The following is a 24,198-nucleotide window of genomic DNA, read 5'->3' on the forward strand; positions in this document are numbered from 1 at the left end:
AACCTCCAGCTTATGAACTTCATGACGTAAATCGTGCACTTTCTGTTTTTACTACAGAAATGGATTTCATTCAATCAGAAGTTTATAATAACAGTTCTTTCTCGGAAACTGAAATGACCTACGGACTCCATGAAATCTGCGAATTCAGAACAGATTATCAATTCATAACCAAGCGGAAAACGAAAGGAATTCAGGCAAAAAGTAAACAAGGATAAAACAGCAATGCCTTTTTGAAAAATGCTCTTGCTAATTATGGCACTCAGCAGCAAGCCTCGTGCCATAAAAAAACTCTTTGAAAATCATTCTCCCCCAAAAGTCCTCAGGTAATTGCGATAAGCTCCCATAAGATTCGCCTCATTAAAGAACTGACAAACCGCCAGATCCACCGGCGGCGCATCTACGGGATAGATTGCATAAAAATGATCCAGATTCTTCTGAATACTCTCAAGGAGCTTCGGCTGCCTGCTGATTCCTCCTCCGATAGCAAATCGGTCCGGATCATAGATAAACTGCAGGTTCATAATCATCCTGGCAAGAGGTCTGGTAAATTCATCCAGAACCCCAAGCATGACCTCATCCCCCTCGTTGATCCAGCGGAAAATATCTTCTCCGTTAATCGTGTCCGGATCGATTCGTCTGGCTCTGGCCGCCATCTGCAAAAGGCGCGGATTCCCATTGACAAGCCCCCAATGGCCAGCCTCCTGATCCACCCATTCTCCCAGCATGGCAAAGCTGAATTCTCCGGCCGCAAAATGAGCTCCCAGATGAACCTCCCCATCCTTTACCAAAGCTCCGCCCACGCCGGTTCCCAGAACCAGAACCACGCCATCCTTACAACCTTTCAGTACTCCCCAGGCAGCTTCGGCCAGGGCCGCAGATTTTGCGTCATTCATAATTGCAACCGGTATCTTACAGCGCCGCTCCATTTCCTCCACCAGATGAAGCCCTGCCGCAAATCTCAAATCTCCGGCAGTAATACAGATCCCATTCGTACTGTCGATAATTCCCGGCACAGACATGGAGATTCCCTCCACCTGCCCTTCAAATTTCTGATAGATCTCTTGCAGCTGTGACAGATATTCTTGGGTTCCCTCATGGGGCGTAGGAACCTTTCCATAGTCCATCAGAGTCCTTTTCTCATCCAGCTTCGCATATTTAATAGAACTTCCGCCCACATCCATGCATAAACAAGCTTTTGCCATCCCTATATCCCCCTGTTTTTATTTTGAAAAGAGAACTGGGAATCTGTTATCAGATCCCCGGTTCATTACCTTCAGCTATTTACTTGTATAAGCCTCTGGCTATCCGTTTTTTTGCCTGATAACTTATTTTACTCCGTCCAATCTCTTGTAAAGCGCAATAAACTCCTCAGCAATGGTCTGGAAGCCTTCTGCACTCATCAGCTGATCCTCTGCATGAATCAGAAGCAGGCCGCTCTCGTTCAGCTCGCCGTTTGCCTCTTTCGCCAGCAAATCTGCATGACCGTCATGACCCTGAACAAAGGCATCCCTTCCCTGCTTCATCAGAGCCTCTGCCTCATCATACTTTCCTTCCTTGGCTTTCTGAATGGCATTGATATAACAGGAACGCGCCGTTCCCACATATGTAATCAATTGAAAACATGACATTACTAACTCTTCGCTCATAGGATTCACCTTTCCTTTTTATTTGTGTTTTTTACCAGTCATCGTCCTCGTCATTTCCTTTGGCAGCATCTTCCTCCATCTTCAGGTTCATTTTATCCACCTTGCGGATAAATGGCAAGTATACGAAAAAGGAAATAACAAAGATCACCACCTGGAGCAACGCACTTCTCCATCCGCCAACCAGAAAGCCGGAAATAATCGGCGGACAGGTCCACGGTACCGTAATCGCAGAGTAAAGAGGGCAGAGTCCCGTTGCCAGAGCAAAATACTGGAGCACGCAGGCGATTACCGGCATGGCAATAAAGGGAACCGCCAACATGGGGTTCATAACAATCGGAATACCAAACAAAATCGGCTCATTAATGTTAAACAGGGCCGGTACGGCTTCCAGACGCCCCAAAGTCTTCAACTGTTTGGATTTTGCGAAAGCCACCATGTAGATGACAACTCCGATGGTCAGGCCGGCACCGGTTACATTGATAAACTGATCATAAAACTGCTGGGTCACGATATGGCCGCCATTTGCAAGAGTCAGCTCCATCCCACTGTCAATAATTGCCTGGTTTGCCAGAGAGTTCGCCTGCAGAAGTCCGGACATAATGCCTCCCACAATGGTAGAACCGTGAACGCCGAACATCCAGAGAAACGGTCCCATAAAGCACATCAGTATGGCTCCTCCCAGAGAATCCGTCATGCCCTGCAGCGGAGTCTGGATAACCTTGTAGATAAGCTCCATAGCTGTAGTGTGCAGCCCCATATCACAGATACCATGGATAACCGTTGCCACTATCACAATGGCTCCTGCCGGAATCAGAGCAGAAAAGGCATTTGCAACACCTCCCGGTACGCCCGCCGGCATCTTAATACGAATGTTTTTCTTTAAAAACCAACAGTAGATAAAGGCCACAATCCAGCCGATGAGAATTGCACCGATCATCCCCTTGCCGGCTGTCCAGTCCTTATTGATAATATTGCTGACGACATCACCGCTTTCCGTCACAACGGATGAAGGCTGAAGCAGCAGGAACACTGCCAGGGCAACAATGCCGCCGCTTAAAGGCTCCTGGCCTTCCAGCTTAACATAATTGTAAGCGATACCGACAACGGCGATCATTGCGCTGATGTTAAAGGTAGCTCCATAGGCTTGGTTCAATATGGCCGTAATTCCAGAAGCTGCCAGAGCATCGGACACTGCCTTAATCGGGAAGTTAGCCAGAATCAGGAAAATGGAACCTACAATCAGCAGCGGCATGGAGTATACCATACCATCTTTCAAAGACTGAATCGCCTTGGTATTAATAAAGGCCATGATTTTTGGAATAACCTTCTCATTCATATACTTACCCATTTTTCTCCTCCTGTTAACGATATTTTTACGGCAAATTTATTTATTCTTTGCCAGCTTATAGGCAAATTTGAGCACATTCATGCCATTGCACATTCCATAATCTGCCATGGGGATCACGTCTACCGGGATTCCCTTAGGAGTACAGATAGATTTCGCTTTCTCCAGCTGAAAGCCTACCTGGGGTCCCAAAAGAGCTACGTCAATATCACCGGCCTCTACCATACGATCCAGATCCTGAATCGGGAATGCTGCAATATCCGCTTCCTTTCCTTTCTCCTTTGCCGCCTCCTGCATCTTCGTCACCAGTAAGCTTGTTGACATACCTGCCGCACAGAACAAACGAATAACCATATTTAATTCCTCCTTATCATAAATTTTATTTATCGCCATTTCCCTTAAGGGAAATACAGCACATGTTAAAAAATCACTTAAAGCTCTCTGCCATTACTCTCAATCACTTTTTTATACCAGTAGAAAGAATCCTTCCGCTTTCTCTCCAGGGTTCCGTTTCCCTGATTGTCCTTATCTACGTAAATAAAACCATAGCGCTTTTCCATCTCTCCTGTTCCTGCACTGACCAGGTCAATGCAGCCCCAGGGCGTGTAGCCCATCACCGGTACGCCATCCTCTGACATAGCCTTCTTCATCTCGTCAATGTGGAGCTTCAGATATTCAATCCGGTAATCATCATGAATTCCGTCCTCCTCTACCTTGTCATAGGCCCCAAAGCCATTTTCCACAATAAACAACGGCACATGGTATCTCTGGTGAAGCAGGTTCAGGGAATAGCGCAGGCCCTTGGGATCGATCTGCCATCCCCAGTCGCTTGCTTTCACATAGGGATTCACCGCAGCATAAATCCCCTCGGCCCGTTTCTTGCTGTTCTCCACCTCCACGGAACTGATGGTTGAACTCATATAGTAGCTGAGGCCAATATAATCCACACAGCCTTTCTTAAGCCATGCCAAATCCTCCTCTGTGATGTCCAGCTCAATACCGTTCTTTTCCCTGAAAGCATTCATATAAGCGGGATATTCTCCAAAAACATGAAGATCTCCATAGTAGAAAAGCCGATGCTCCATAGCCCTCTGAGTGGCCAGCTGGTCTTCCGGCGAGCAGGTTCTCGGATAGTAGGGCACCATAGCCAGCATACATCCAATCCGAAAATCCGGATTGATCTTATGGCCCAGGGCTACCACTCTGGCACTGGCTACCATTTCATAGTGAACCGCCTGCTGCAGAACCGTCTGCACGTCCTCATCCTCTCTATAAAGGATTCCGGAATTTGTCCAGGCAGACCACGGGAAAAAGGAGCTTCCCTGGTTATTGATCTCATTGAAAGTCATCCAATAGGTTACCTTGTTCCTGTAGCGCTTCATGACTGTCTCCGAATAGTGCACAAAGAAGTCAATCAGCTTCCGGCTCCTCCATCCTCCGTATTCCTTTACCAGATGATAAGGCATCTCAAAATGGCTCAGTGTAATGACCGGTTCAATGTGATACTTCCGAAGCTCATCAAAGAGATCATCGTAAAACCGAAGCCCTTCCTCATTGGGCTCTTCCTCATCCCCGTTTGGAAAGATTCTGGTCCAGGCAATGGAGGTGCGAAAGCACTTAAATCCCATCTCGGCAAACAGCCGGACATCCTCTTTATATCTGGAATAAAAATCAATTGCCTCATGGTTGGGATAATTCTTCCCCGGAAGAATTCCTTCCGTGATCTGTCTGTCCACTCCATTTGCCCCGGCTGTCATGACATCGGCAATGGAAATACCCTTTCCGCCCTTGTCATATCCTCCTTCCAGCTGGTGGGCTGCCACAGCTCCCCCCCATAAAAAGTCTTCTGAAATTTCTTTGTTTTTCATAATATAGATACTTTCCTTTAAACTTATTTTTTGAACTCCTTGTTTTTGTGACATGTGTTTGCATTTGCGCATATGCTTTGTTCACTCAGCATCCAAATTACATCACATTTTCATGATATTTTCAATTATTCTGTTGATTTTTGACAATGGTTTATCCCTTTGACATTTGTCACATAAAAAAACAGACAAGAGAGCGCTTTCAAAAAGACTCCTTTTGTCTGTTTTCACTTTGCGACCGCTTTTTACGCAATCATTGTTTATCATCGTCAGCTTAAGCCGTCTCTTTCTGCGAGCTTTCCAGCCACAAGCTCCAGAATGCAAACCACCGGAATCTGGGTGGTCAGACTGGCTTCCCTGACCTCTGGCCAGGCATAGATTAAAGGCATATAGCAGGAAAAATTCAGTCTGGAGATTCGTGCAATCGTACACTGATCGGTATTGGTAATACTGATAAGCTTGACACGCCTTTTTTTATAACTATTGATTAAGGAAAGCATATGGGCATTTTCTCCGGATATGGATAAGACAAACACCACCGTGTCCTCCATGTCCTTCCCCGGCGGCGGATAGTAGGGATCAGTAATGGCAAACGCCTGCACGCCTGTGCTGGAAAACAGCCTGGCCCCATACGCCCCTATGGTTCCGCTGGCTCCCTCCCCCAAAAACAGAATCTGCCTGGCCTGGGCACACCACTGGGCAGCTCGTTCAATTTTCCCCTGAATCTCGCTATTCCCTGCCAGATTCTGCAGATACTGGATTGCCGGAATACTGGAGGAATCATAGACTATGGCTTCCCACTTCTTCTTCAAAACCTGCGAAAGCCGATATTTGAATTCCGTGTATCCGTCACATTCCAGCTTGCTGCAGAACCGCAAGACCGTAGTGGTCGAAACCTGACAGACCGCCGCCAGCTCCCGAATATTCATTCTGCTTGCCTCATCCAAATGGGAAGAAACGTAATTATAAACCATCAGCTCCCGCTCATTCATCTGTGTAATCTGCTGGTGCTGAAATAAATTTTCCATTGCATGCCTTCCTTTCTCTGTCTGCAGGTTATTTCTGAATTTGTGCTGATATCTTTGACAAATCCGCCGATTACTTTTATAATTATACCATATTTATAAAAGAACTGTGTAACTGTTTAAAGCTGGATCATCTCTGTTTTATAGACTGGAGGACAACTATGTTCACACCGAAATTGCTTGCTGACTTCAACGAACTGGAGTTTTCGATCTACAACTGCATCACCCGCAACAAAGAGCGTGTTCCCCATATGAAGATCAAAGAGCTGGCAGACGAAGCCCATGTTTCCACAGCCACGGTTCTCCGCTTCTGCAAAAAGCTGGGCTGCGAGGGCTACAGTGAATTCCGCCTGCGCTACAAGGAATATCTGAAAAATCAGCAGATTCTTCTGAATGACACGGTTGAAACCACCTTTAAGGGCTTTGTATCCAGAATGGACTCCCGAGATTTTCAGGAGAGCATTGACAATGCCTTCCGGCTTCTGAAGGACTCCCAGCATATTATATTTATCGGCATCGGTTCCTCCGGAATTCTTGGAAAATATGGAGCCAGATACTTTTCCAATATAGGACGCTTCAGTCTCTATGTGGAAGATCCCTTCTTTCCAATCCTTCAGGATATGACAGATCATACGGTCACCATAGTACTTTCCGAATCCGGCACCACTTATCAGATGCTCAAGCTGGCTAACCAGCTAAAGCAAAAGGGCAGCCGTCTGCTTTCAATCACCAATAAGGCCGATTCTCCGCTGGCAAAGCTGGCAGACTGCAATATCTTCTACTATGTACCGCAGCTCATGGCAAACGGTACCAATATCACGACCCAGATCCCGGTTGTCTACATTCTGGAAACCCTTGCAAGGAAGCTGTACACCGCCACGGAAGGATGAGCCTTCGGATGCTTTGTCTCTATTCTAAAAATTATAAATGGCTTCGGAACTCCTGTAAATTCATTTGAAAATTCTGTAAAAAATATGACCGTTTCAAATATGTTACATCAAAAAAACTGGTTTCTGCAAAACAAACAGATTACAAGGCTATCCTCTATTGCAGTAGAAGATAGCCTTTCCCGTTACTTGCTCTGATCTGACTGATAAGATTATATCATGTTATGTCAATCAATACCATGAAAATTTTATCATACTCTTTTATTTCTTTATAAAATGACTGTCAGTCTCCGGTATCCCGCCCTCATCGGACAGATACCGCTCCACCTTCATATGCAGATCATACTTTTCTCTCAGTGCCGTGATGGCCTCCATCATTGGAGAGGCATGGTGCAGATCGATGGCCTGTTGATCTTCCCAACAGTCAATCAGCAATACGGTTTCCGGGTCTGCCATAGGGATGAAATAATCATACCGCAGATTTCCTTTCTCCTTTCGGATCGCCTCCGCCGTCCCGCTGCTTTCCATCTCCTTTGCAAATTTCCGTGCGGCTCCATTTGTCCCTGTATAATAGATATTCACAGTAATGCTCATACTTCGTCCCTCCTGTTTTTAGATGAAAATGAAACTTGATTCCGGTATAGCCAATAAACAATTGCACCCTAAAACAAAATGGATTTCTTATCTTTCTATTAACTTTTCCATGTTTTCATTAACCCACACAACCCTGTTGCGTCCCAGCTTTTTTGCATCATACAGCATGGCGTCCGCAACCTTCAAGTGAAAATCATAAGAGCTTTCCAACTTAGGAATAATGGTAGCGCCTCCGATGCTGACCGTTACCCACTGGGATTTGGATGGAGCATGAGGGATGTGCAAATCCTCCACTGCCTGACGGATTTTTTTGAAATGTTCATATGCTTTGCGTGAATTATCCCCTACCATAAAGGCCACAAACTCTTCTCCTCCATAGCGGGCCAGAAAATCGGTGCTGCGTTTCACAAAGGAAGAAACTGTTTTCGCAACGGCGGCAATCACCTTATCTCCGGCAGGATGCCCGAATGTGTCGTTATATACTTTGAAATAATCAATATCAAGCATACAGACTGAGAAAGGAACCTGCAGGCGGGCAGCCTCGCTCCATTTCGTGCGGCTGTAGCGATCATGCTGCCGCCGGTTTGGAATACCGGTGAGCTGGTCCGTTCTGGACTGGTATTCCACCTGCCTCCGGTAATTGTAAAGCTTAATATGTGTATTAACCCTGGCCTTTACAACCAGCGCATTAAAAGGCTTCGTAATATAGTCTACCGCACCCAGGACAAGCCCATACTGCTCATTTTGCGCATCGGAAAGACTGGTGATCAGTATTACCGGAACACTCTGGGTAATAATCTCCTCCTGCAGTTTTTTCAGCAGTTCAAAGCCGTCCATCCCCGGCATAATAACATCCAAAAGAATTAAAGAATAATTATTGGTGCTTGCAAGGCGAAGCCCTTCTTCCCCTGTCTGGGCAATGGTTATCTCATATTCATCCTCCAAAATGGATTTCAGCTGTGCCGCCTGCAGGTAGCTGTCATCAACAATTAGTATTTTTTCCATAACCGCACTCCTTATTTGGGCTGTTGAAACGCCCTGTTTGTTATTGGTTTTTATGCTTGACTCTTCCGGTTTTAGTAAATAAACGTTTATTTACCAGGAATTAAACAACACCCTCTTTATACTTTTTTCTTTTTTAGGCTTCTCCGGCTTCAGATAACTGTTCAGTCTCATGGTCAGCAGCCGAAATACCGCCTCTTCTGTCTCCTGGTTATTCGGAAGAATTCTCTCCACCACATATTTAGCATACACTTCTCTTTTTCGGTTGACAATATCTTTTTTCACTCCTGCGCCATAATTCATTATTCTTTTATTAATTTTTTACATTTTATTCAAAAATGCCCATTATACTTACTGAAAAGTGGCATAAAAAGCGATTTTAACCATCCTGATTCTGAAAGAATAACTCCTTCATTTTCCGGGTAAATTTAATAACAGGCAAATGATTTGCCAAACAGATGCTGCAATTCAGATTCTATCAGGAGGTGTTGTTATGAATAAAACGTTAGATATTTTAGCTCTTACAATCGGCATTATCGGCGCTTTAAACTGGGGACTCATTGGTTTTTTCAACTTTAATCTGGTACAATATATTTTCGGTGCCGGAGGACTGGCACGCATTATCTATGCGGCAGTCGGTATTTGCGCAGTATATCTTCTGACATTTTATGCAAAAACAGGTAAAGTTTCTTACGATTAAAATCCGGAGAGCTAAAAGAAAAAGGGACTTCGCATGACTGCGAAGTCCCCTTCTTTCCTAAACGCTTGTCACATAAAATACTTCAATAATCTCTTTCCTACCCTTTCACCACACCAATGGTCCGCAAACGCTTCACAGGAATCACCAGATCCTTCTGATTTGCCATCACCTGATCAATATCCTTATAAGCAAACCGGCTTTCCTCTGCCACGTCCCGCTTATTCTTCTTCCCAAGAATCACGCCCTGATCCTTAAGGTCCACCATAACCTCCTCGCAGGAAAAGGCTGCCATAGCCCCTTTTCGGGAGTAAGCACGGCCTGCACCGTGGGAGGAAGAGCAAAAGCTCTCCGGATTGCCAAGGCCCATAACCACATAGCTGTAGGAGCCCATGGCACCGGGAATCACGGTCAGCTCTCCGTTTCTTGCACGGACGGCACCCTTGCGGTGAACCCAGACATTTTCTCCGTAATGATTTTCCAGAGCCGCATAATTGTGATGGCAGTTAATCTCATCCTGATATTCCAAGGTCAGCTCCGTATATTTTCCAATCCATTTTTCCAGAACCGCTTTCACGGCCAGCATCATTTTCTCCCGATTTTCCCGGGCAAAGGCCATGGACAGGTTCATCCAGTCCAGATATTGACGTCCCTCTTCTGTATCCACCGGCAGGAAAGCCAATCGATACTCATCCGGCACCCTGCTGTACCACTGCGCATTTAACTCCCTTGCTTTCTGATGAAAATAATCACAGACGGATTTTCCAAAATGCCGGCTTCCGGAATGAAGCATCACGGACAAATAACCCTTATCATCCTCCTGAAGCTCAATGAAATGATTTCCACCCCCCAAGGTCCCAATCTGAAAATAGCCTGCCTCCAATTGTCCCAGGAGTTCTTCGTTTTTCTCATACCGGAACAACTCTTCCATGGCCAGATCCATGGTATAGCAGGGCATCGGTGTCTTGTGATGGGCAAAGCCTACCGGGATGTTCCGCAGAATATCCCCCACCATTCCCTGTACCAGATTGCCGTTTCCTGTCATAGTCTCTTTTAACACCTTGACCGGAATATTTGTTCCCACATAAGCCATGCCGCAGCCGATGTCCACGCCTACCGCATTGGGAATCACCACGCCCTTTGCGGCAATGACGCCGCCGATGGGCATTCCCATGCCTGCGTGGGTATCCGGCATCAGGCAGACCCACTTATGCAGGAAAGGAAGCTGCATCAAATGATATGCCTGCTCCATACATGTATCTTCCAGGTCTTTGTCGCTCTCCAGCCATACCCTTAAGGGATAGTTCCCAAGCTCTTTTTGTAACACGAACATGATACACACCTCCTTGTTTTTTTCTTTCCTGTTACAACCATATGATACAAAAAAAGGAAGCCCGCATCATGTAAAAAAAGTTGCGAACTTCCAAAAATACTGTTTTTATATTACAGATTAGCTGTCAGGAAAAACAAATTCCGTTTAACAATTCAAAATTCAAGCATCTGCTCACTCATCATATTCACAAATATAACCGATTCGTCCTGCATAGGAGGGCGCCGCAGATAAGATATCCTCCGGCACATCATTGAGGTAACACCTGCCGTCCGCCGTTCGGTAAAGGATGGATACATATTCCTCTTTTACCTCTCTCCCGTCCTCCGTAAGTCCCTCGTAGCTTGGCTCGCCAGCCAGCCAGAAATCGGCAAACAGAGCATTATACAGCTCTAACATGGAGTATCCCTCCGGCGTTCCGGGCTCCAGCCAGCCAAATCCAAACCTGTCGACCCTGTTAGCGCCCACAAAAAATGTAACTCCTGTTTTTTCCTCTGTAATAATCTGTTCCTGAACCCGATCAAATTCCTCCCGTGAAGTGAGGGTTGCCAGATAACCGCCTTTTTCCTCACATGCCTTATACGCCTCTGTCCATGTAAGATCAGCCACAATCAGCTCATAGCGATGCGCTGCCGAGGCAGTTTCCTTTTTTTCCAGGATGGAGCGCATCTCATCCTTAATATAATACGCTCCCGGTGTTTTTCCATCCTTTTCCGGATAAATGGCATGAAGCTTCTGTTCATATTCTGATTTTTCCACCGGCTGCTCCAGCCAATGGTACTCATAAATAAAATCATCATTTTCATCAAACTTCGGCCCATCTGCCGGATCCTGGTAGGTTCCGCCGCCAATAAAATCCCAGAAGCCGTCTTTGATGGTATATACATTATCGTAATAAAATCCCATATTTCCTTCCGAATTACAGAGAAGATTCCCCTTTTCAATATAGGTAAAATACAGCCGGGAGGTTTGAAGAACATCCAGAACCTCATCATGCCAGGTCAGGATCTGGCAGCCTCCTGCCTCAACGCCGGAATCTATCACAAGCTCCGGAATCTCATCCTCATCCACATAAATCAGGCTGTAAGTGCAGGAATTACTTGCTTCAAATGCATCCAGATAATCCAGGTACGCTTTCTCCCAGGGCTCCATATGGGAAGAACTTTCCCCGTTCGTTCCTGTTTTTGAAGCATCCTTATTGTCTGAACTGTCTTCCTCTCTCTCTTGGCTGCTTTGGGGCTGCTTTTCTTTCGTTTTTTCATCCGGCATCGTTATTGTATCACTTTTTCCGCATGCCATAAGAAAAAGGATTGCAAGACTGCACAAAACAGCCAGCAGTCCGTACCGGAAATATGCATAAGTTTTTTCAATACGGACTGCTGGCTTTTGTCTTTTCATTTAACATCTCACTTTCTGTATTTTAATCAGGGATCTTGTTTCCACTGCTTTGCTTAAAAATGATGGTTCCTGTTTCCTTTATTATAATACAAAAACATACATTTTCAATGGATTTGCCAACTTTTACACTTTTGAAACAATTCCCCTTAATATAGAAAGCAGTTATTTACGAATGACATGCTTTGCTTTCTTATAATCCTCTTTTTTCACAAAAATTCCATATTCATACACGGCCTCCTGCCTTTGTCCAAGACTTCCTGTGTATGCTCTCCTACCGACAATAGCTCCGGAATGACCGCTGCGGACTTTTACAGTTAATACACGGTCGTTTTTCCTGAGTCTTCTGTCTCCCGAATCAGCTTTCCTCTTTTATTGTAAAGAGACCATTTATTCTGTTCCGGCCAATATGTATCCGTAGAGAATAACACGCGTGTGCCGCCGCCTCTTTCCTTTTCAGTACAAGTCTTTCCCTCTCTGTCACTGTTATACGAATAAGTCCGTTCTGCCCTTCCTGCTATCTGGAAAGAATTTACCAAAGAGACACGGCCTATGCTCATGCTTCTTTCATAGGAAACTATAAGCTCCTTCTCTCCATTCCCGTCTGCTGCAGTTAAAAGATTGTGATACTCATCATAAGTATAATGAAGTGTATTCCCGCCCTCTGTCCTAACTCCAGCCAAGTCCCCATTTCCCTGATACTGGAAAGATATGCTCCGCCCCTTCTGGTCTTTAACTTCACTGAGATACTCTCCATTATATAAAAAGGTAAGACTTTTTTCACCTTCTGATACCTTGGAGAGATAATTTCCCTCATATTCCAATTCCGTAACAGTTCCATCTGAGGACACAATCTGAACGGCATGTCCTTCCAGATCAAAAGTAACCACATCTCCATCAGGCTCATAAAGCAGGAAGCATTCGTCCCCTTCTTCCAGGAAAAAAGGATCGCCCGGATATGTCTGCCACCCTTCCCGATACACTTTTGTATAATTCAGTCTTTCTCCGCCTGCTGTATAAATCACCATATCTGTTCGATAGATTTCCGCAAAATACGAATATGTATGTGTCCATCCGTTTCCAAGGCCTACACAACTTCTATTTTCCAAATCAAATTCCAGTGAATGATATATCCTCTCAAATTTCAGCTCATTCTCTTCCTCTGCCTTCAAATCGGTCTCTCTCCACCAAAGAGTTCCGTTTTTCATATCCACAAATCCTTTTTCTATATCTGGAAATAAGTCCTCCACATGCACAGGCTCATGAGAAAAATCCGTAAGTTCCCGCTCTGTAACCCGTTCCACATCTTCTTTTGTCAACGCTCCTTCTTCACCGCTTCCTGTTACCACAATCTCCATTTGAATCGGTTCCCAGACATGAGCCGGTTTTAAAGGAGAGAGCCGTATCACATATCGGCCCGGCTGTACATATCTGGGGTATTGTTCTTCCTCTGGTATATACTGTCCCTTCCAAATAAGATAATTGGAATCCATCCCTGAAGGCAGCCCCGTCTCGGGCTCCCCAATCCCCTGAAATCCATACATTTTTTTATAAGCAGGACGAAGCTCAAGACCTTCCATCCCTTTCAAAAGCTCCTCACTGTGTCCCTTCTTCCACTCATATCCATCAAGGCCGTTATCACTCACGCAGCCATAATAAGAAATCCCATATAACGTTCCCATTCGAACGCCGTTGGAATAATACATCTCCGCTTTCATTTTCCCATCTTCCGGAAGTGTAAAAGCCAAACATACATAGGAGCCATATTTCAAAACAGTCGGCTCTCCGGCCCGTACAAAAGGCAGATGCGGTTCTTCTGGTGCAGCCCACACCTTTTCCACAAAAACAAACAATACCAGACATACAATCAGAAACACTCCCCCCGCAAACCCTTTTCGCATCTTATCTCTCATAGGATTCCCCCCATAAAAAATTATCATATTTTTAATTTATTTTTATTTTATCCTCCACCAAACACTCTGTCAAATATTATCAAAATAACAAGCAACTGCCAGTGTATTGAAAAAAAAATCTCACATACTATTCTCGTAACAAACGTAACAGTTCAGCCTTTGACTTTACCTTGATGTTAAATAAAAGGCTGAATTATTACGGAAACCAACTATAGACAGCAGATTTTATTATAAGAATCTGCATTAAGGAGGCGTTATTATGGCAAACAAATCATCTAACACTGCGGCTGTACCTGAGGCAAAGGGCGCTCTGGACAAGTTCAAGTATGAGGTGGCAAGCGAGCTTGGCGTACCTCTTACGGACGGCTATAACGGAAATCTGACTTCTAAGCAGAACGGTTCCGTAGGCGGCTATATGGTTAAGAAAATGATTGAAGCACAGGAAAGACAGATGGCAGGTAAATAAATAACCGCAAAAGCCAAATTCCTGTAAGAATCCGATAATTAAGGATCCAAAAAAGACATGAGAATGCCGATCCACAATCAAACCTGTTATGGATCGGCATTTCTCATCCCTTTACATAATTCATGCATGCCCCTTCGGGACAGGCGGACCTCGTCCGTTAAGGTATCCTCACATACGCGGCAGACAGAAGGCCTACGCCAAACTATGAAAAATCGGCCGCATTTTCTCATAAGTACAGAAAGCCGTAAACCCCAAATCACTAAGCAGCTCCTTCGCCTCCTGCACATAAGCCCCCAGATGCTCCGGCCTATGACTGTCACTTCCAATCGTAACAATCCTTCCCCCAAGATCCCTATAAAGCTTCAAAATATCCCTTGACGGCGTTGTATCTTTCAGGCCATATCGATGAAAGGAAGTATTAAACTCAATCCCCTTTCCATCCTCTATCACCCTCTTAAAAATCTTTTCCAGATACGGCTTTATCTTCTCAAAAGGATAACTCCCCCTTTCATCATAACGTGCAATCAGATCCACATGCCCAAGCACACTATAATGTTGGTAATGATTCACCAGATCAAGCATCTCCTCATAATAACGCTCATTATACTCCTGCTGCGTCCGTCCTCCACTCAAATTCATTCAGAGCCCAATGCTAAACCTCCGCCCCATTCCCAACAATCACATCCCGATACCAATAAAAACTATCCTTAGGAATCCTCCTATAAGTCCCGTTCCCCTCATCATCCTTATCCACATAAATAAACCCATACCTTTTCCGCATCTCCCCCGTCCCAAAGGAAACCGGATCAATACACCCCCAGACCGTGTATCCCAGAAGCTCCACGCCATCCTCATCCACAGCCTTCACCATCTCCCGAATATGATTCCCCAGATACTCAATCCGGTTCCCATCATGAATCTGCCCATCCTCAAGCCGATCCTCATACCCAAAACCATTTTCCACAACAAACAACGGAAGCTGATACCTGTCATAATACTGATTCAACACATAGCGAAGCCCTTTCGGATCAATCGCCCATCCCCAGGGTGTCATCTCAAGATACGGATTCTCCACCGCATCCGGGCTTGCGGCCAGATCATCCCCCAGTTTCTCCACCCCAGGGTCCGCACTCATGACACTGCTTAGATAATAACTAAAGCCAATATAATCCACACAGCCCTGCTCCATAGCCTCCAGATCCTCCGGCGTTATATCAAAGACATAACCCCTGCGCTCCCAATCCTTTTTCACATAAGACGGATAACGGCCTCTGGCATGAACATCCGTAAAGAAAAGATTCTTCCGATCCTCCTCCATAGCCAGCAGCACATCATCCGGATTGCACGTCCGGGGATAAACAGGCGTTGCCGCAACCATACAGCCAATCTTAAAATCCGGATTTATCTCATGCCCCAGCTTCACCGTCATAGCACTGGCCACAAACTCATAATGAGCCGCCTGGTAAACCGTCTTAAGCCGGTCCTCCCCCTCCTCAAACAAAATGCCGGAATTGGTAAATGCATAAATCCCATTGGATAAAATCATCTGATTATTAATCTCATTAAAGGTCATCCAATACTTCACCTTATCCCGATACCGTTCCATAACCGTCCTTGCAAAACGGACAAAAAACGTAATCATCTTCCGATTGCGCCAGCCTCCATACCCTTTCACCAGGCCAAAAGGCATCTCAAAATGGGACAGCGTTACCACCGGTTCCATCCCATGGGCAAGAAGCTCATCAAAGAGTTCATCATAGAACCGCAGCCCCTCCTCATTGGGAACCTCCTCATCCCCATTCGGGAAAATTCTGCTCCAGGCAATGCTGGTGCGGAAGCATTTAAATCCCATTTCCGCAAACAAAGCAATATCTTTCTTATAAAAATCATAAAACCGAATCCCCTCATGGTTGGGATAATACTTCCCCTCCACAATCCCATCGGTGATCTCTCTCGCTTTCGTCCGGCTTCCGGCCGTCATCACGTCCGCAATGCTAAGCCCCTTATTTCCCGTCCGATAAGCGCCCTCTACCTGGTGGGCGGCCACAGCGCCGCCCCAAAGAAAATTCTTTCTCATGGCAATCTCCTTTTCCATAGCGAAATATTTTTATATCCTGAATTCTGCGTTCCCGATTCACCCGATTACCTGATAAATCACCTCTCCGGCCTCAACCTGCTTCTTATCCAAAACCCGAATTTCCCGATAATCATCCCCATTGGTCACCAGCACCGGCGAAATCAAAGAATATCCCTGCTTCTCAATAAAATCCATATCAAATTTCAGCAAAACCTGCCCCTTTGTAATCTTGTCGCCCTGCTCAACAAAAGCTTCAAAGCCCTCTCCGTCCAGCATCACCGTATTCAGACCAATGTGAATGAGACGCTCCGTTCCATCCTCCGCCGCAATTCCAATGGCATGCTTAGAGGGAAACAGTACGGAAATCACACCGTCACAGGGAGCCTTTACCTCGCCCGCCGAGGGCTTTATTGCAATTCCCTGTCCCGCCACGCCGCTTGCAAACACCTCATCCGGCACATCTTTTAACTCCACGGCCTGCCCCGACAGGGGAGAACAAATCTCCATCGTCTGCCCTTCCTTCAAAGCATCGTCCGCTTTCACACGCTCTTCTGCCACCGGCTCCTCATACTCCGTTTCCTTAACCTCCGGCTCAAAATCAGCCTTATCATCCTCCGTAATTCCCCAGAAATAAGTCAGCACAAGTCCGGTAACAAGCGTCACACTCACGCCCAGGAGGTAGCTCAGATAGGGAGAATAGGTCCGCATTGCAAGAGAAAATATATTATGGAACACATAAGCGTCACAGGTTACGCCAAGGGCTCCATTGACAGCCCCTCCTATACCCCCGGCAATTGCCACCACAGCCATCAGCCTCTTATAGTTCATAACGATACCGTAAAGAATCGGCTCCGTCACACCGGCGCAGATTCCTGTGATAATCGTCGGTCCTGCCACCTCACGGATTTTGGAGTGCTTCTTTCCTTTCAGATAAGCGCCGATAGCAATGCCGATCTGAGCAAATACAGAGCAGACCGCCACTCCCTCAATGATGTCTCTTCCAAAAAGCTCCAGGTTTTGAATACTTACCGGTGTAAACCCCCAGTGCAGCCCCAGCATGGTAAGGAAAGGATGAGCCGCACCCAGAATCAATCCTGCGAAAATACTGTTAAAGTTAAAGAGCGCTACAACTGCATCGGAAATAGCATTTCCGAGAGTAGTTCCAAAGGGTCCGAAGAGGATCACCGTAAAGGGAACCATCAGCATAAAGGACACCATAGGAACCAGAAATAGCTGAAGCTCCTGCTTAATGATCTTTTTCAATCCTTTTTCCAGGAAACTGTATACAATAATTGCAATGAAAATGGGAAAAATAGTTGACGCATAGTCAATGGGCGTGACCGGTATCCCAAGAAAGTTCACACCCTCTGCCCCTAAAAGTCCCGTAAAATTCGGATCTAACAGCGCTGCTCCAATCGCTCCGCCCACGTAAGGATTTGCATCAAACTGTTTTGCCAGAGTAATCCCCAGGAACACCGGCAGAAAATAGAATACCGCATTTCCGGCCGCTGAGAGAATCAGATACGTAGGATCCTCATATCCCATAAGATTAAACTCGATAAATACAGTCAGAAGAGCTTTCACCATACCTGCCCCTGCCAAAGCCGGAATCAAGGGAGAAAATGCTCCGGAAATCACTTTCATCATCCGATTCAGAAAATTCTGCTTCTTTCCGTCTTCTTTCTTCGACTCCCTGTTTCCTTCGCCGATATGGGCAACAGACAAAATCGCCGTATAATAATCATGAACCGCAGGCCCGATCACCACCTGGTACTGTCCGCCGCTTATGACCACCTGCAGTACATAGGAAAGTTTATTTAATGCCTCCTTATCCGCCTTTCCCTCATCTTTCAGTTCAAAACGCAGTCTTGTGGCACAGTGCACCAGACTGTTAATATTATTTTCGCCGCCTACTAAGGCCGTAATCTGTTTTGCTTCCTCTAAATATTTCATAGCACACTCTCCTTATTTCTCTGGATATTTAACAACCGCAGGCACTTGCGCCGGCCTGCCAGCTTCTTACAGATATTCTTACCTTTGAATCACAGAGTACAAATCCGCATTTGCGCCTGTCTCTCCCGTTCCGGCACTATGAATGTACATTCATCCGGTTCAAATGAAGGGTCAGATAAAGCTCCTCGCCCTCACTGACCTCCCACCCATAGGTCTGATGCAAAAAACGGGAAATCTTTTTGGCGCATTTGTGATCCTCGGGACATTTCTGTGCAATCACTGCTGCAATGGATTCGTCGATCTCCAGCCGCTCCCCGCTCATCTGCCGCTTTACAAAATAGCGCACATGGGTGACAAACCGGCTTACATCAAAATTATCCTCTCTGAATTCCCGTCCATAGTGCAGCTTGCTGATATTCAGAATATTCTGAATAATCCTGGTGTACATCATGGTTTCCTCCATGCCTTTCCCACTGGAATTGGCATTGATAAAATGTAAAACAATAAAGGCTGCCTCCTGCTCCGGAATCTCGCAGCCCGTCTTTCTGCTCAGATCCCCTACGACCTTCCTTGCAAACTGATACTCTTTCGGGTAGATCAGCTTAATATCCCACTCCAGAGGCGTCCCGAAATGAATCCCCTCCTTCATGCGTTCCAGCAGCATTCCCAGGTGATCCGATAATGTCAGCAGAATACTGTCGTTGCAGCGGTAGCCAAGGCATTCCTCGCCCTCCCGGATAATACCGCTGGCCAGTTCGATATCATCCACGGTGATGCGCTTTAAGAGGCTGTCAAAATCCTTTTTTCCGCCGTCTCCGTTCAGCACGAAATGCTTTTCAATGAGAGCTTCCCGCACCGGGTCGCCGGGCTTTGCATGAAAAGCAACGCCCTTGCCCATGACAACCGCCTCCTGTCCTTTCCTGTCCCGCACCAGCGCCACATTGTTGTTCAGTGCCTTAATCAGCTTCACGGCTGTCTCCTCCCCCTTTATTTTTCTTCTGCTTTCTGCTTTGCATGATTCTTTTCCTGCAAAACAAAAAGGCACGACTTAAAAAATGTACCTCGTACATTCCTTTAGTCATGCCTGCATTACCAGTAACACTCTAAGAATATTCTAACCAGCTTAAAGCCGCTTGTCAAGTAGAATTTTCAAAAACTTCAGCCGCTTGCCTTTTTCTGCAGATTACTGTGCAGGGTCCGGAAGTGACAGTAGCTTCTGCAGTTACTTTATCCAAATTATACTGACACTTGTATTGACATTCAGCCAAATAGTATAATAAGCTTATTCATGAAGAAACCCCTTTATCCTGCTGTCAGGAACATCAAACATCTTACAGAAAGGTAAGGACCTCCCATGTCCAATTATCAAGAGCTTATCAAAAATTTCGAACGCATCCGCGACTATATGCGGCAATTCTTTCTCTATGGATTTAAGGTCCGCAGCGAATTTGGAGAGAAAAGCGGCCGCACCTATGACAATGAACGCCGCCGGATTGAAAGCTATCTGGCTGGGTATATCCATACGGATTACACTCCTCGGGGAAAGCAGGTATCTGTCCACATGGACAGCAAGCAGATTTCCTCCAATCCCCTCTACGCTGCATGGAAGTCAAAAAGTTTTACGGATAACGATCTGCTGCTCCATTTCTTTCTGCTTTATTTTCTTGGGAACGGTCAGTCTCTCACTGCTTCCTCCCTCTGTGACCTTTTGGCCGAGCATCTGGAAATTGTTCCCGATCTGCAGACAGTACGAAATAAATGCCGTGAGTATGAACGACTGGAGATCCTGACAGCTGAAAAAACCGGAAGAGCATACGCTTACCGCCTGTCCCCTCCTATGACCCTGGAATCATCACCTGTCTATGATGAGCTAATGCATGCCGTAAAGTTCTGCTCCGAGGTTATGCCTTTTGGCTTTGTTGGGAGCACTCTTTTAGATCGGGAATTTCTTCACAATGATCTGTTCTGCTGGAAACATTATTTCCTTGTACATACGCTGGAGGATCAGGTATTATTAACCATCCTGAATGCCATTCGGGAACATCAAAGCATCACCTTCGAGAACCACAGCGCCCGTTCCGGAAGCCGTACCCAGATTACCGGACTTCCTTTACAGATCTTTGTCAGCACTCAAACCGGAAGACGCTACCTATGTCTCTATTTCTTTCCAAGGCGGCGGTTTAACTGCCTGCGTCTGGACTGCATCTCCAATGTAAAGCCTTTGGAGGTCTGCCCGGAATACAGCCTTTATAAAGAAAAACTTCAAAAAAACCAGTCTTCCTGCTGGGGTGTCTCTTTTGGAGGCCGCAGCCGCATGGAAACACTGTGCATGAAGCTGTATATTGACGAATGTCGGGAGGGCCATATTTTAAACCGACTGCAAAGAGAAGGACGGGGCGGCGAAATTTTGAAGGTTCGGGATAATGAATTTCTGTATACAGGCACTTTTTTTGATACCAATGAAATGCTGTCCTGGGTAAAATCCTTTACCGGAAGAATTCTGGATCTGCAATGTTCCAACGAGACAGTTCTCAATAAAGTCACCCGGGATCTGGAAATCATGTATCAAATGTATGGAGAGAAAAATGGAATTATTTGAAGAAATCTATGGAACCTATTTTCAGGCTATACGAAAAACTTTATTAGATGCTAACGAGAAACCTTTGACCAAAAAAGAGATTGAGGCAGACATCCTTCGCGTATGCTCTCTGGAAAGCGCCCTTGCGATCATTCCCAAACTTTTCACCGGTTCCTGGAGCCCCCTTCTCACTTCCTGGCAGGATGGACGTTTTTCCTGTGCTCTTTGCAAAGAAGACAAGAAAACCCATAAAAATTTTTTAAAGCTGCCTCTAACCAGGCTTCAAAAATCCTGGCTGAAGGCTCTCCTTGAAGATCCGCGTTTCCGCCTCTTTTTTTCGGATACTTCTTTAAGCCAGCTCGAAGAAGCCTTCCACGAGATTCCGCCCTTGTATAACATGTCAGACTTCCACTATTTTGATCAATATAAGGATGGAGATCCTTATGAGCAGCCGGAATATCGTAAAATATTTCAGACCATCTTAAAGGCCATGACAGAACATCGCCCTTTATTTGCTGCTTATGAAAGCCGTACAGGAAATGAGCTGACTTTAGAGGTTCTGCCCTGCCGCTTTCAGTATTCCCAAAAGGATGATAAGTTCCGGCTGCTCTGTGTTTCTCTGTATCATGGACGCCCTAAAAAGTTTCATGTGTTAAATGTGGCACGGATTCAGGCCTGCCACATTTCCAAAAATCCTGTTCCGGCCCGGTTTGACTGGGATATTTCCCGTTATCAAAAGCAGGCAGAGGAACCGGTAGAAATTCGAATCCATAATGAGCGCAATGCTCTGGAACGGTGTATGCTGCGCTTTGCCAACTATGAAAAACAGACCGTTTATGAACCGGAAACAGACACTTGGCTCTGTGCTATCTACTACGATCCGGCAGACGAGACAGAACTTTTGATAGAGCTTTTATCCTTTGGGCCTGTAATTCAGATTCTTGGCCCGGAGGACTTTCTTGCCGAAGTACGCCGGCGGGTAAAGCGGCAGCACGAGCTTTTTTATTCTGCAGAGTAAAATTCTGCATATCAATTATTCAATTGGATCCAAAAAACTGCCCCGCAAGCTTCCTTTCTCATGGGGCAGTTTTTCATTGTATTTCTTGAAGGATAAAAAATACTTACTTGTTTTTTTGAAGAAACTCTGGAATCTTAATCTCTGTCTCTGGAATCTTGCTCTCCGGACGTTTGGGCATATTCAATCCCGGCAGCGGTTTGAAGGCTGGTGTCTCTGTACGGCCGCTGTTCTGTCCCAGATTGGACTCAAAGGTCTGCTTAGCTACGGTGCTTGGAATCTTGCTGAAATTGCTCTTAGGAAGTACTTTTGTGGGGCTCTTCTCATCCAAACCTGTGGCGATAACCGTAATCGTCGCCTCATCGGTGTATGTATCATCATACATCGCACCAAAGATAATATTGGCATTGTCGCCTGCCATATCCTGCACATAGCTTGCAGCATCATTGGCATCCATAAGAGAAATATCTCCGGAAATATTAATAATTACATGGGAAGCGCCCACAATCGTTGTCTCCAGAAGCGGACTTGCAACTGCCTGCTTCACTGCATCCAGAGCCTTCTCGTCTCCCTTTCCTGAACCGATGCCGATATGGGCAATACCCTTGTCTGTCATAACCGTCTGTACATCTGCAAAGTCCAGATTGATAAGAGCCGGCAGATTAATCAGATCTGTAATACCCTGTACTGCCTGCTGCAGCACTTCATCCGCTTTCTTCAAAGCGTCCGGCATACTTGTCCGGCGATCTACAATCTCCAACAGCTTGTCATTCGGAATCACAATAAGGGTATCCACGCTGTCTTTGAGCTTCTGGATCCCCGTGATTGCATTATTCATACGAGTCTTTGCCTCAAACTTAAAGGGCTTTGTCACCACACCTACCGTTAAAATACCCATATCCTTGGCAAGCTTTGCCACCACCGGCGCTCCCCCTGTACCGGTTCCGCCGCCCATACCGCAGGTAACGAATACCATATCCGCACCCTGAATGGCCTCCTTAATCTCCTCGATGCTTTCCTCTGCCGCTTTCTCACCAACCTCCGGCTTTGCTCCTGCGCCCAAGCCCTTGGTCAGCTTCTCACCTATCTGGATAGCCCTCTCTGCCTTACAAAGCTGCAACGCTTGTCGATCTGTATTAATTCCGATAAACTCTACTCCGCCAATCTGTTCCTCTATCATTCGATTCACAGCATTATTCCCGGCGCCGCCAACTCCAATCACTATGATTCTAGCAGCCGCCTCTGTGTCATTCATGGTAATCTCAAGCAAATTCTTGCCCTCCTTATGCATAGCATACTATTCCAAAACTAATCTATCTGCGTAAATTATATCCTTTTATCTTAAGAATACATACAAAGCCCAAAAATCTCATACAATATATGATAACTTTTTTTCCAAAATTAATCAACCCATATTTATAAGTTTTCCAAAAAAATTATTTCCTATACAAATATACTGGCAGATATGGCGAAATATCATGCAGGCTTTCTTATAAGAAGCTTCTACTCCTCATTCTCCTGCTGTTCCTCATTTTCCTGCCCTTCCTTGTTTTCTTCACTTTCTTCCCCCTGGTTATCCCTATCGGTCTTTTCATCCTGCTCAAAGCTGATAAACTTTGAATCTTCTGTATAATTTTCCATTCGAAGCACGCCGGATCGGCCTTCCAGATCCGGATACAGTTCATACAGTCTTCCTACTTTCTCGTCCAGTGAACCGCTGTTTCCCAGAGCAACCCGCATTTGTTCAAAATATAAGGTAAGATGCAGATTTGCTCCAAATTCAATTCGATCCGGGGACAATTCGTATTTTTTCACCAACTGTGTAATGTCCAGGATGCGCTCAAAGATAGAATCATCTTTTACATTAAGCTTCTGATATAATGCCAGAGAGTCAAATTTCAATCCGGAAATGCGGGGAATTCCCTCCGTCACCTCTGAAGAACTCTCCACTACAATTCCATCCTTGTCAAAATAAAGGTTAGCTCCCATGTAGGTTACATAGCCTACAATGCTCTTTTCATAGACCCGAAGCTTTACTTGCCCGGGTGATGCAAGGCTCACTTCTATCTTGTCCACAAAGGGGATCGCCTCTGTGTCCAGATATTGGTATTTAAAATAGAGGTATAGGGAGTTGGTACTGTACTTATCTGTGATGACTTTATCTATGATCTCCTGAGCTGAATAGTGGCTGTTGCCTGTTACTTCTATGTCGCGGATCTGGAATATGGTTACTGCTAAGAGAAGTCCAAAGGCCAGGACGGCCGCCAGAACAGCGGCGATTAATAAGCCTTTGGAGCGTCGTTTCGGTTGTGATTCTTTGTATAATGCCATGGAATGTCCTTTGGATTGTATGATTTGGGTTTCTTGGCCTTCGGCCAATTCACCTTGTCGCCCTATGGAAACAAGGATA

Annotated in this window: 23 protein-coding genes; 5 read left to right on the top strand and 18 right to left on the bottom strand. The window is 45.6% G+C overall.

Annotation, left to right across the window (positions count from 1 at the left end):
• Positions 1-299 precede the first annotated feature (299 nt).
• The 6 genes from VSQ61_RS15255 to VSQ61_RS15280 all read right to left on the bottom strand — a co-directional run bounded on the left by VSQ61_RS15255 (position 300) and on the right by VSQ61_RS15280 (position 5,884).
• Positions 300-1,202, bottom strand: a complete 903-nt coding sequence (locus tag VSQ61_RS15255) for an ROK family protein (RefSeq protein WP_334345253.1) — start codon at positions 1,200-1,202, stop codon at positions 300-302.
• Between the two features lie 123 nt (positions 1,203-1,325).
• A complete protein-coding gene (locus VSQ61_RS15260; RefSeq protein WP_334345254.1) occupies positions 1,326-1,646 on the bottom strand; it encodes a PTS sugar transporter subunit IIA in 321 nt (106 codons plus the stop codon).
• 31 nt (positions 1,647-1,677) lie between these two features.
• A complete protein-coding gene (locus VSQ61_RS15265) occupies positions 1,678-2,994 on the bottom strand; it encodes a PTS sugar transporter subunit IIC (protein WP_334345255.1) in 1,317 nt (438 codons plus the stop codon).
• A 36-nt stretch (positions 2,995-3,030) separates the two neighbouring features.
• Positions 3,031-3,345: a PTS sugar transporter subunit IIB gene (locus tag VSQ61_RS15270; RefSeq protein WP_334345256.1), complete on the bottom strand. Its 315-nt coding sequence runs from the start codon at positions 3,343-3,345 to the stop codon at positions 3,031-3,033.
• Positions 3,346-3,422: 77 nt separating this feature from the next.
• Positions 3,423-4,859: a 6-phospho-beta-glucosidase gene (locus VSQ61_RS15275; RefSeq protein ID WP_334345257.1), complete on the bottom strand. Its 1,437-nt coding sequence runs from the start codon at positions 4,857-4,859 to the stop codon at positions 3,423-3,425.
• A 266-nt stretch (positions 4,860-5,125) separates the two neighbouring features.
• Positions 5,126-5,884, bottom strand: a complete 759-nt coding sequence (locus tag VSQ61_RS15280) for a MurR/RpiR family transcriptional regulator (protein WP_334345258.1) — start codon at positions 5,882-5,884, stop codon at positions 5,126-5,128.
• Positions 5,885-6,042: 158 nt separating this feature from the next.
• Between VSQ61_RS15280 and VSQ61_RS15285 the strand changes: the two genes are divergently transcribed.
• Positions 6,043-6,771: a MurR/RpiR family transcriptional regulator gene (locus VSQ61_RS15285; protein ID WP_334345259.1), complete on the top strand. Its 729-nt coding sequence runs from the start codon at positions 6,043-6,045 to the stop codon at positions 6,769-6,771.
• A gap of 258 nt (positions 6,772-7,029) precedes the next feature.
• On the opposite strand, the gene VSQ61_RS15290 is transcribed toward VSQ61_RS15285, so the two are convergent.
• The 3 genes from VSQ61_RS15290 to VSQ61_RS15300 form a co-directional block, all read right to left on the bottom strand.
• Positions 7,030-7,362: a putative quinol monooxygenase gene (locus VSQ61_RS15290; RefSeq protein WP_334345260.1), complete on the bottom strand. Its 333-nt coding sequence runs from the start codon at positions 7,360-7,362 to the stop codon at positions 7,030-7,032.
• 87 nt (positions 7,363-7,449) lie between these two features.
• Positions 7,450-8,367, bottom strand: coding sequence for a diguanylate cyclase (locus VSQ61_RS15295; protein ID WP_334345261.1), 918 nt, complete (start codon positions 8,365-8,367; stop codon positions 7,450-7,452).
• Positions 8,368-8,457: 90 nt separating this feature from the next.
• Positions 8,458-8,649 carry a hypothetical protein gene (locus tag VSQ61_RS15300; RefSeq protein WP_334345262.1) on the bottom strand — a complete coding sequence of 64 codons (192 nt, stop codon included), beginning with the start codon at positions 8,647-8,649 and terminating at the stop codon, positions 8,458-8,460.
• A 208-nt stretch (positions 8,650-8,857) separates the two neighbouring features.
• Here VSQ61_RS15300 and VSQ61_RS15305 point away from each other — a divergent pair, with 208 nt between their 5' ends.
• Entirely contained in the window at positions 8,858-9,064 is a 207-nt protein-coding gene (locus VSQ61_RS15305; protein WP_334345263.1) for a DUF378 domain-containing protein, read from the top strand.
• Positions 9,065-9,161: 97 nt separating this feature from the next.
• Here VSQ61_RS15305 and VSQ61_RS15310 read toward each other — a convergent pair whose 3' ends face one another.
• The 3 genes from VSQ61_RS15310 to VSQ61_RS15320 all read right to left on the bottom strand — a co-directional run bounded on the left by VSQ61_RS15310 (position 9,162) and on the right by VSQ61_RS15320 (position 13,699).
• The gene (locus VSQ61_RS15310) at positions 9,162-10,394 is read right to left on the bottom strand and encodes an RtcB family protein (protein WP_334345264.1); all 1,233 of its coding nucleotides are present in this window, start codon (positions 10,392-10,394) and stop codon (positions 9,162-9,164) included.
• A 171-nt stretch (positions 10,395-10,565) separates the two neighbouring features.
• Positions 10,566-11,789 carry a C-type lectin domain-containing protein gene (locus tag VSQ61_RS15315; RefSeq protein WP_334345265.1) on the bottom strand — a complete coding sequence of 408 codons (1,224 nt, stop codon included), beginning with the start codon at positions 11,787-11,789 and terminating at the stop codon, positions 10,566-10,568.
• A gap of 314 nt (positions 11,790-12,103) precedes the next feature.
• Entirely contained in the window at positions 12,104-13,699 is a 1,596-nt protein-coding gene (locus VSQ61_RS15320; protein WP_334345266.1) for a DUF6531 domain-containing protein, read from the bottom strand.
• A gap of 259 nt (positions 13,700-13,958) precedes the next feature.
• Here VSQ61_RS15320 and VSQ61_RS15325 point away from each other — a divergent pair, with 259 nt between their 5' ends.
• A complete protein-coding gene (locus tag VSQ61_RS15325; protein ID WP_160567303.1) occupies positions 13,959-14,165 on the top strand; it encodes an alpha/beta-type small acid-soluble spore protein in 207 nt (68 codons plus the stop codon).
• Positions 14,166-14,357: 192 nt separating this feature from the next.
• Here VSQ61_RS15325 and VSQ61_RS15330 read toward each other — a convergent pair whose 3' ends face one another.
• From VSQ61_RS15330 to VSQ61_RS15345, 4 genes are all read right to left on the bottom strand, one after another.
• On the bottom strand, positions 14,358-14,804 hold the full coding sequence (locus VSQ61_RS15330) for a PHP domain-containing protein (protein WP_334345267.1): 447 nt from the start codon (positions 14,802-14,804) through the stop codon (positions 14,358-14,360).
• A 13-nt stretch (positions 14,805-14,817) separates the two neighbouring features.
• Complete coding sequence (locus VSQ61_RS15335) at positions 14,818-16,248, bottom strand: 6-phospho-beta-glucosidase (RefSeq protein ID WP_334345316.1); 1,431 nt, start codon at positions 16,246-16,248, stop codon at positions 14,818-14,820.
• 51 nt (positions 16,249-16,299) lie between these two features.
• Positions 16,300-18,195 carry a beta-glucoside-specific PTS transporter subunit IIABC gene (locus VSQ61_RS15340; protein WP_334345268.1) on the bottom strand — a complete coding sequence of 632 codons (1,896 nt, stop codon included), beginning with the start codon at positions 18,193-18,195 and terminating at the stop codon, positions 16,300-16,302.
• Between the two features lie 136 nt (positions 18,196-18,331).
• On the bottom strand, positions 18,332-19,165 hold the full coding sequence (locus tag VSQ61_RS15345) for a PRD domain-containing protein (protein ID WP_334345269.1): 834 nt from the start codon (positions 19,163-19,165) through the stop codon (positions 18,332-18,334).
• 384 nt (positions 19,166-19,549) lie between these two features.
• Here VSQ61_RS15345 and VSQ61_RS15350 point away from each other — a divergent pair, with 384 nt between their 5' ends.
• Complete coding sequence (locus VSQ61_RS15350) at positions 19,550-20,794, top strand: WYL domain-containing protein (protein WP_334345270.1); 1,245 nt, start codon at positions 19,550-19,552, stop codon at positions 20,792-20,794.
• Positions 20,781-21,791, top strand: coding sequence for a WYL domain-containing protein (locus VSQ61_RS15355; RefSeq protein WP_334345271.1), 1,011 nt, complete (start codon positions 20,781-20,783; stop codon positions 21,789-21,791). Before VSQ61_RS15350 ends, VSQ61_RS15355 begins: the two co-directional genes overlap by 14 nt.
• Positions 21,792-21,894: 103 nt before the next feature.
• Here VSQ61_RS15355 and ftsZ read toward each other — a convergent pair whose 3' ends face one another.
• Together ftsZ and VSQ61_RS15365 are read right to left on the bottom strand one after the other, a co-directional pair.
• A complete protein-coding gene (gene ftsZ, locus VSQ61_RS15360; protein WP_334345272.1) occupies positions 21,895-23,058 on the bottom strand; it encodes a cell division protein FtsZ in 1,164 nt (387 codons plus the stop codon).
• A gap of 233 nt (positions 23,059-23,291) precedes the next feature.
• Positions 23,292-24,119 carry a cell division protein FtsQ/DivIB gene (locus VSQ61_RS15365; protein WP_334345273.1) on the bottom strand — a complete coding sequence of 276 codons (828 nt, stop codon included), beginning with the start codon at positions 24,117-24,119 and terminating at the stop codon, positions 23,292-23,294.
• Between the last annotated feature and the right edge of the window lie 79 nt (positions 24,120-24,198).

Origin of the sequence: Candidatus Merdisoma sp. JLR.KK006, assembly GCF_036941035.1 — a bacterium.
Classification (GTDB): Bacteria; Bacillota; Clostridia; order Lachnospirales; family Lachnospiraceae; genus Laedolimicola.

Excerpts from the sequence above, each read along its gene's own strand:
- VSQ61_RS15310 (WP_334345264.1), bottom strand. The coding sequence starts at position 10,394 with ATGTTCGTGTTACAAAAAGAGCTTGGGAACTATCCCTTAAGGGTATGG.
- VSQ61_RS15330 (WP_334345267.1), bottom strand. The coding sequence starts at position 14,804 with ATGAATTTGAGTGGAGGACGGACGCAGCAGGAGTATAATGAGCGTTAT.
- VSQ61_RS15265 (WP_334345255.1), bottom strand. The coding sequence starts at position 2,994 with ATGGGTAAGTATATGAATGAGAAGGTTATTCCAAAAATCATGGCCTTT.
- VSQ61_RS15285 (WP_334345259.1), top strand. The coding sequence starts at position 6,043 with ATGTTCACACCGAAATTGCTTGCTGACTTCAACGAACTGGAGTTTTCG.
- VSQ61_RS15325 (WP_160567303.1), top strand. The coding sequence starts at position 13,959 with ATGGCAAACAAATCATCTAACACTGCGGCTGTACCTGAGGCAAAGGGC.
- VSQ61_RS15365 (WP_334345273.1), bottom strand. The coding sequence starts at position 24,119 with ATGGCATTATACAAAGAATCACAACCGAAACGACGCTCCAAAGGCTTA.
- VSQ61_RS15270 (WP_334345256.1), bottom strand. The coding sequence starts at position 3,345 with ATGGTTATTCGTTTGTTCTGTGCGGCAGGTATGTCAACAAGCTTACTG.
- VSQ61_RS15315 (WP_334345265.1), bottom strand. The coding sequence starts at position 11,789 with ATGAAAAGACAAAAGCCAGCAGTCCGTATTGAAAAAACTTATGCATAT.
- VSQ61_RS15290 (WP_334345260.1), bottom strand. The coding sequence starts at position 7,362 with ATGAGCATTACTGTGAATATCTATTATACAGGGACAAATGGAGCCGCA.
- VSQ61_RS15340 (WP_334345268.1), bottom strand. The coding sequence starts at position 18,195 with ATGAAATATTTAGAGGAAGCAAAACAGATTACGGCCTTAGTAGGCGGC.
- VSQ61_RS15255 (WP_334345253.1), bottom strand. The coding sequence starts at position 1,202 with ATGGCAAAAGCTTGTTTATGCATGGATGTGGGCGGAAGTTCTATTAAA.
- VSQ61_RS15260 (WP_334345254.1), bottom strand. The coding sequence starts at position 1,646 with ATGAGCGAAGAGTTAGTAATGTCATGTTTTCAATTGATTACATATGTG.
- VSQ61_RS15355 (WP_334345271.1), top strand. The coding sequence starts at position 20,781 with ATGGAATTATTTGAAGAAATCTATGGAACCTATTTTCAGGCTATACGA.
- VSQ61_RS15305 (WP_334345263.1), top strand. The coding sequence starts at position 8,858 with ATGAATAAAACGTTAGATATTTTAGCTCTTACAATCGGCATTATCGGC.
- VSQ61_RS15320 (WP_334345266.1), bottom strand. The coding sequence starts at position 13,699 with ATGAGAGATAAGATGCGAAAAGGGTTTGCGGGGGGAGTGTTTCTGATT.
- VSQ61_RS15295 (WP_334345261.1), bottom strand. The coding sequence starts at position 8,367 with ATGGAAAAAATACTAATTGTTGATGACAGCTACCTGCAGGCGGCACAG.
- VSQ61_RS15350 (WP_334345270.1), top strand. The coding sequence starts at position 19,550 with ATGTCCAATTATCAAGAGCTTATCAAAAATTTCGAACGCATCCGCGAC.
- VSQ61_RS15280 (WP_334345258.1), bottom strand. The coding sequence starts at position 5,884 with ATGGAAAATTTATTTCAGCACCAGCAGATTACACAGATGAATGAGCGG.
- VSQ61_RS15275 (WP_334345257.1), bottom strand. The coding sequence starts at position 4,859 with ATGAAAAACAAAGAAATTTCAGAAGACTTTTTATGGGGGGGAGCTGTG.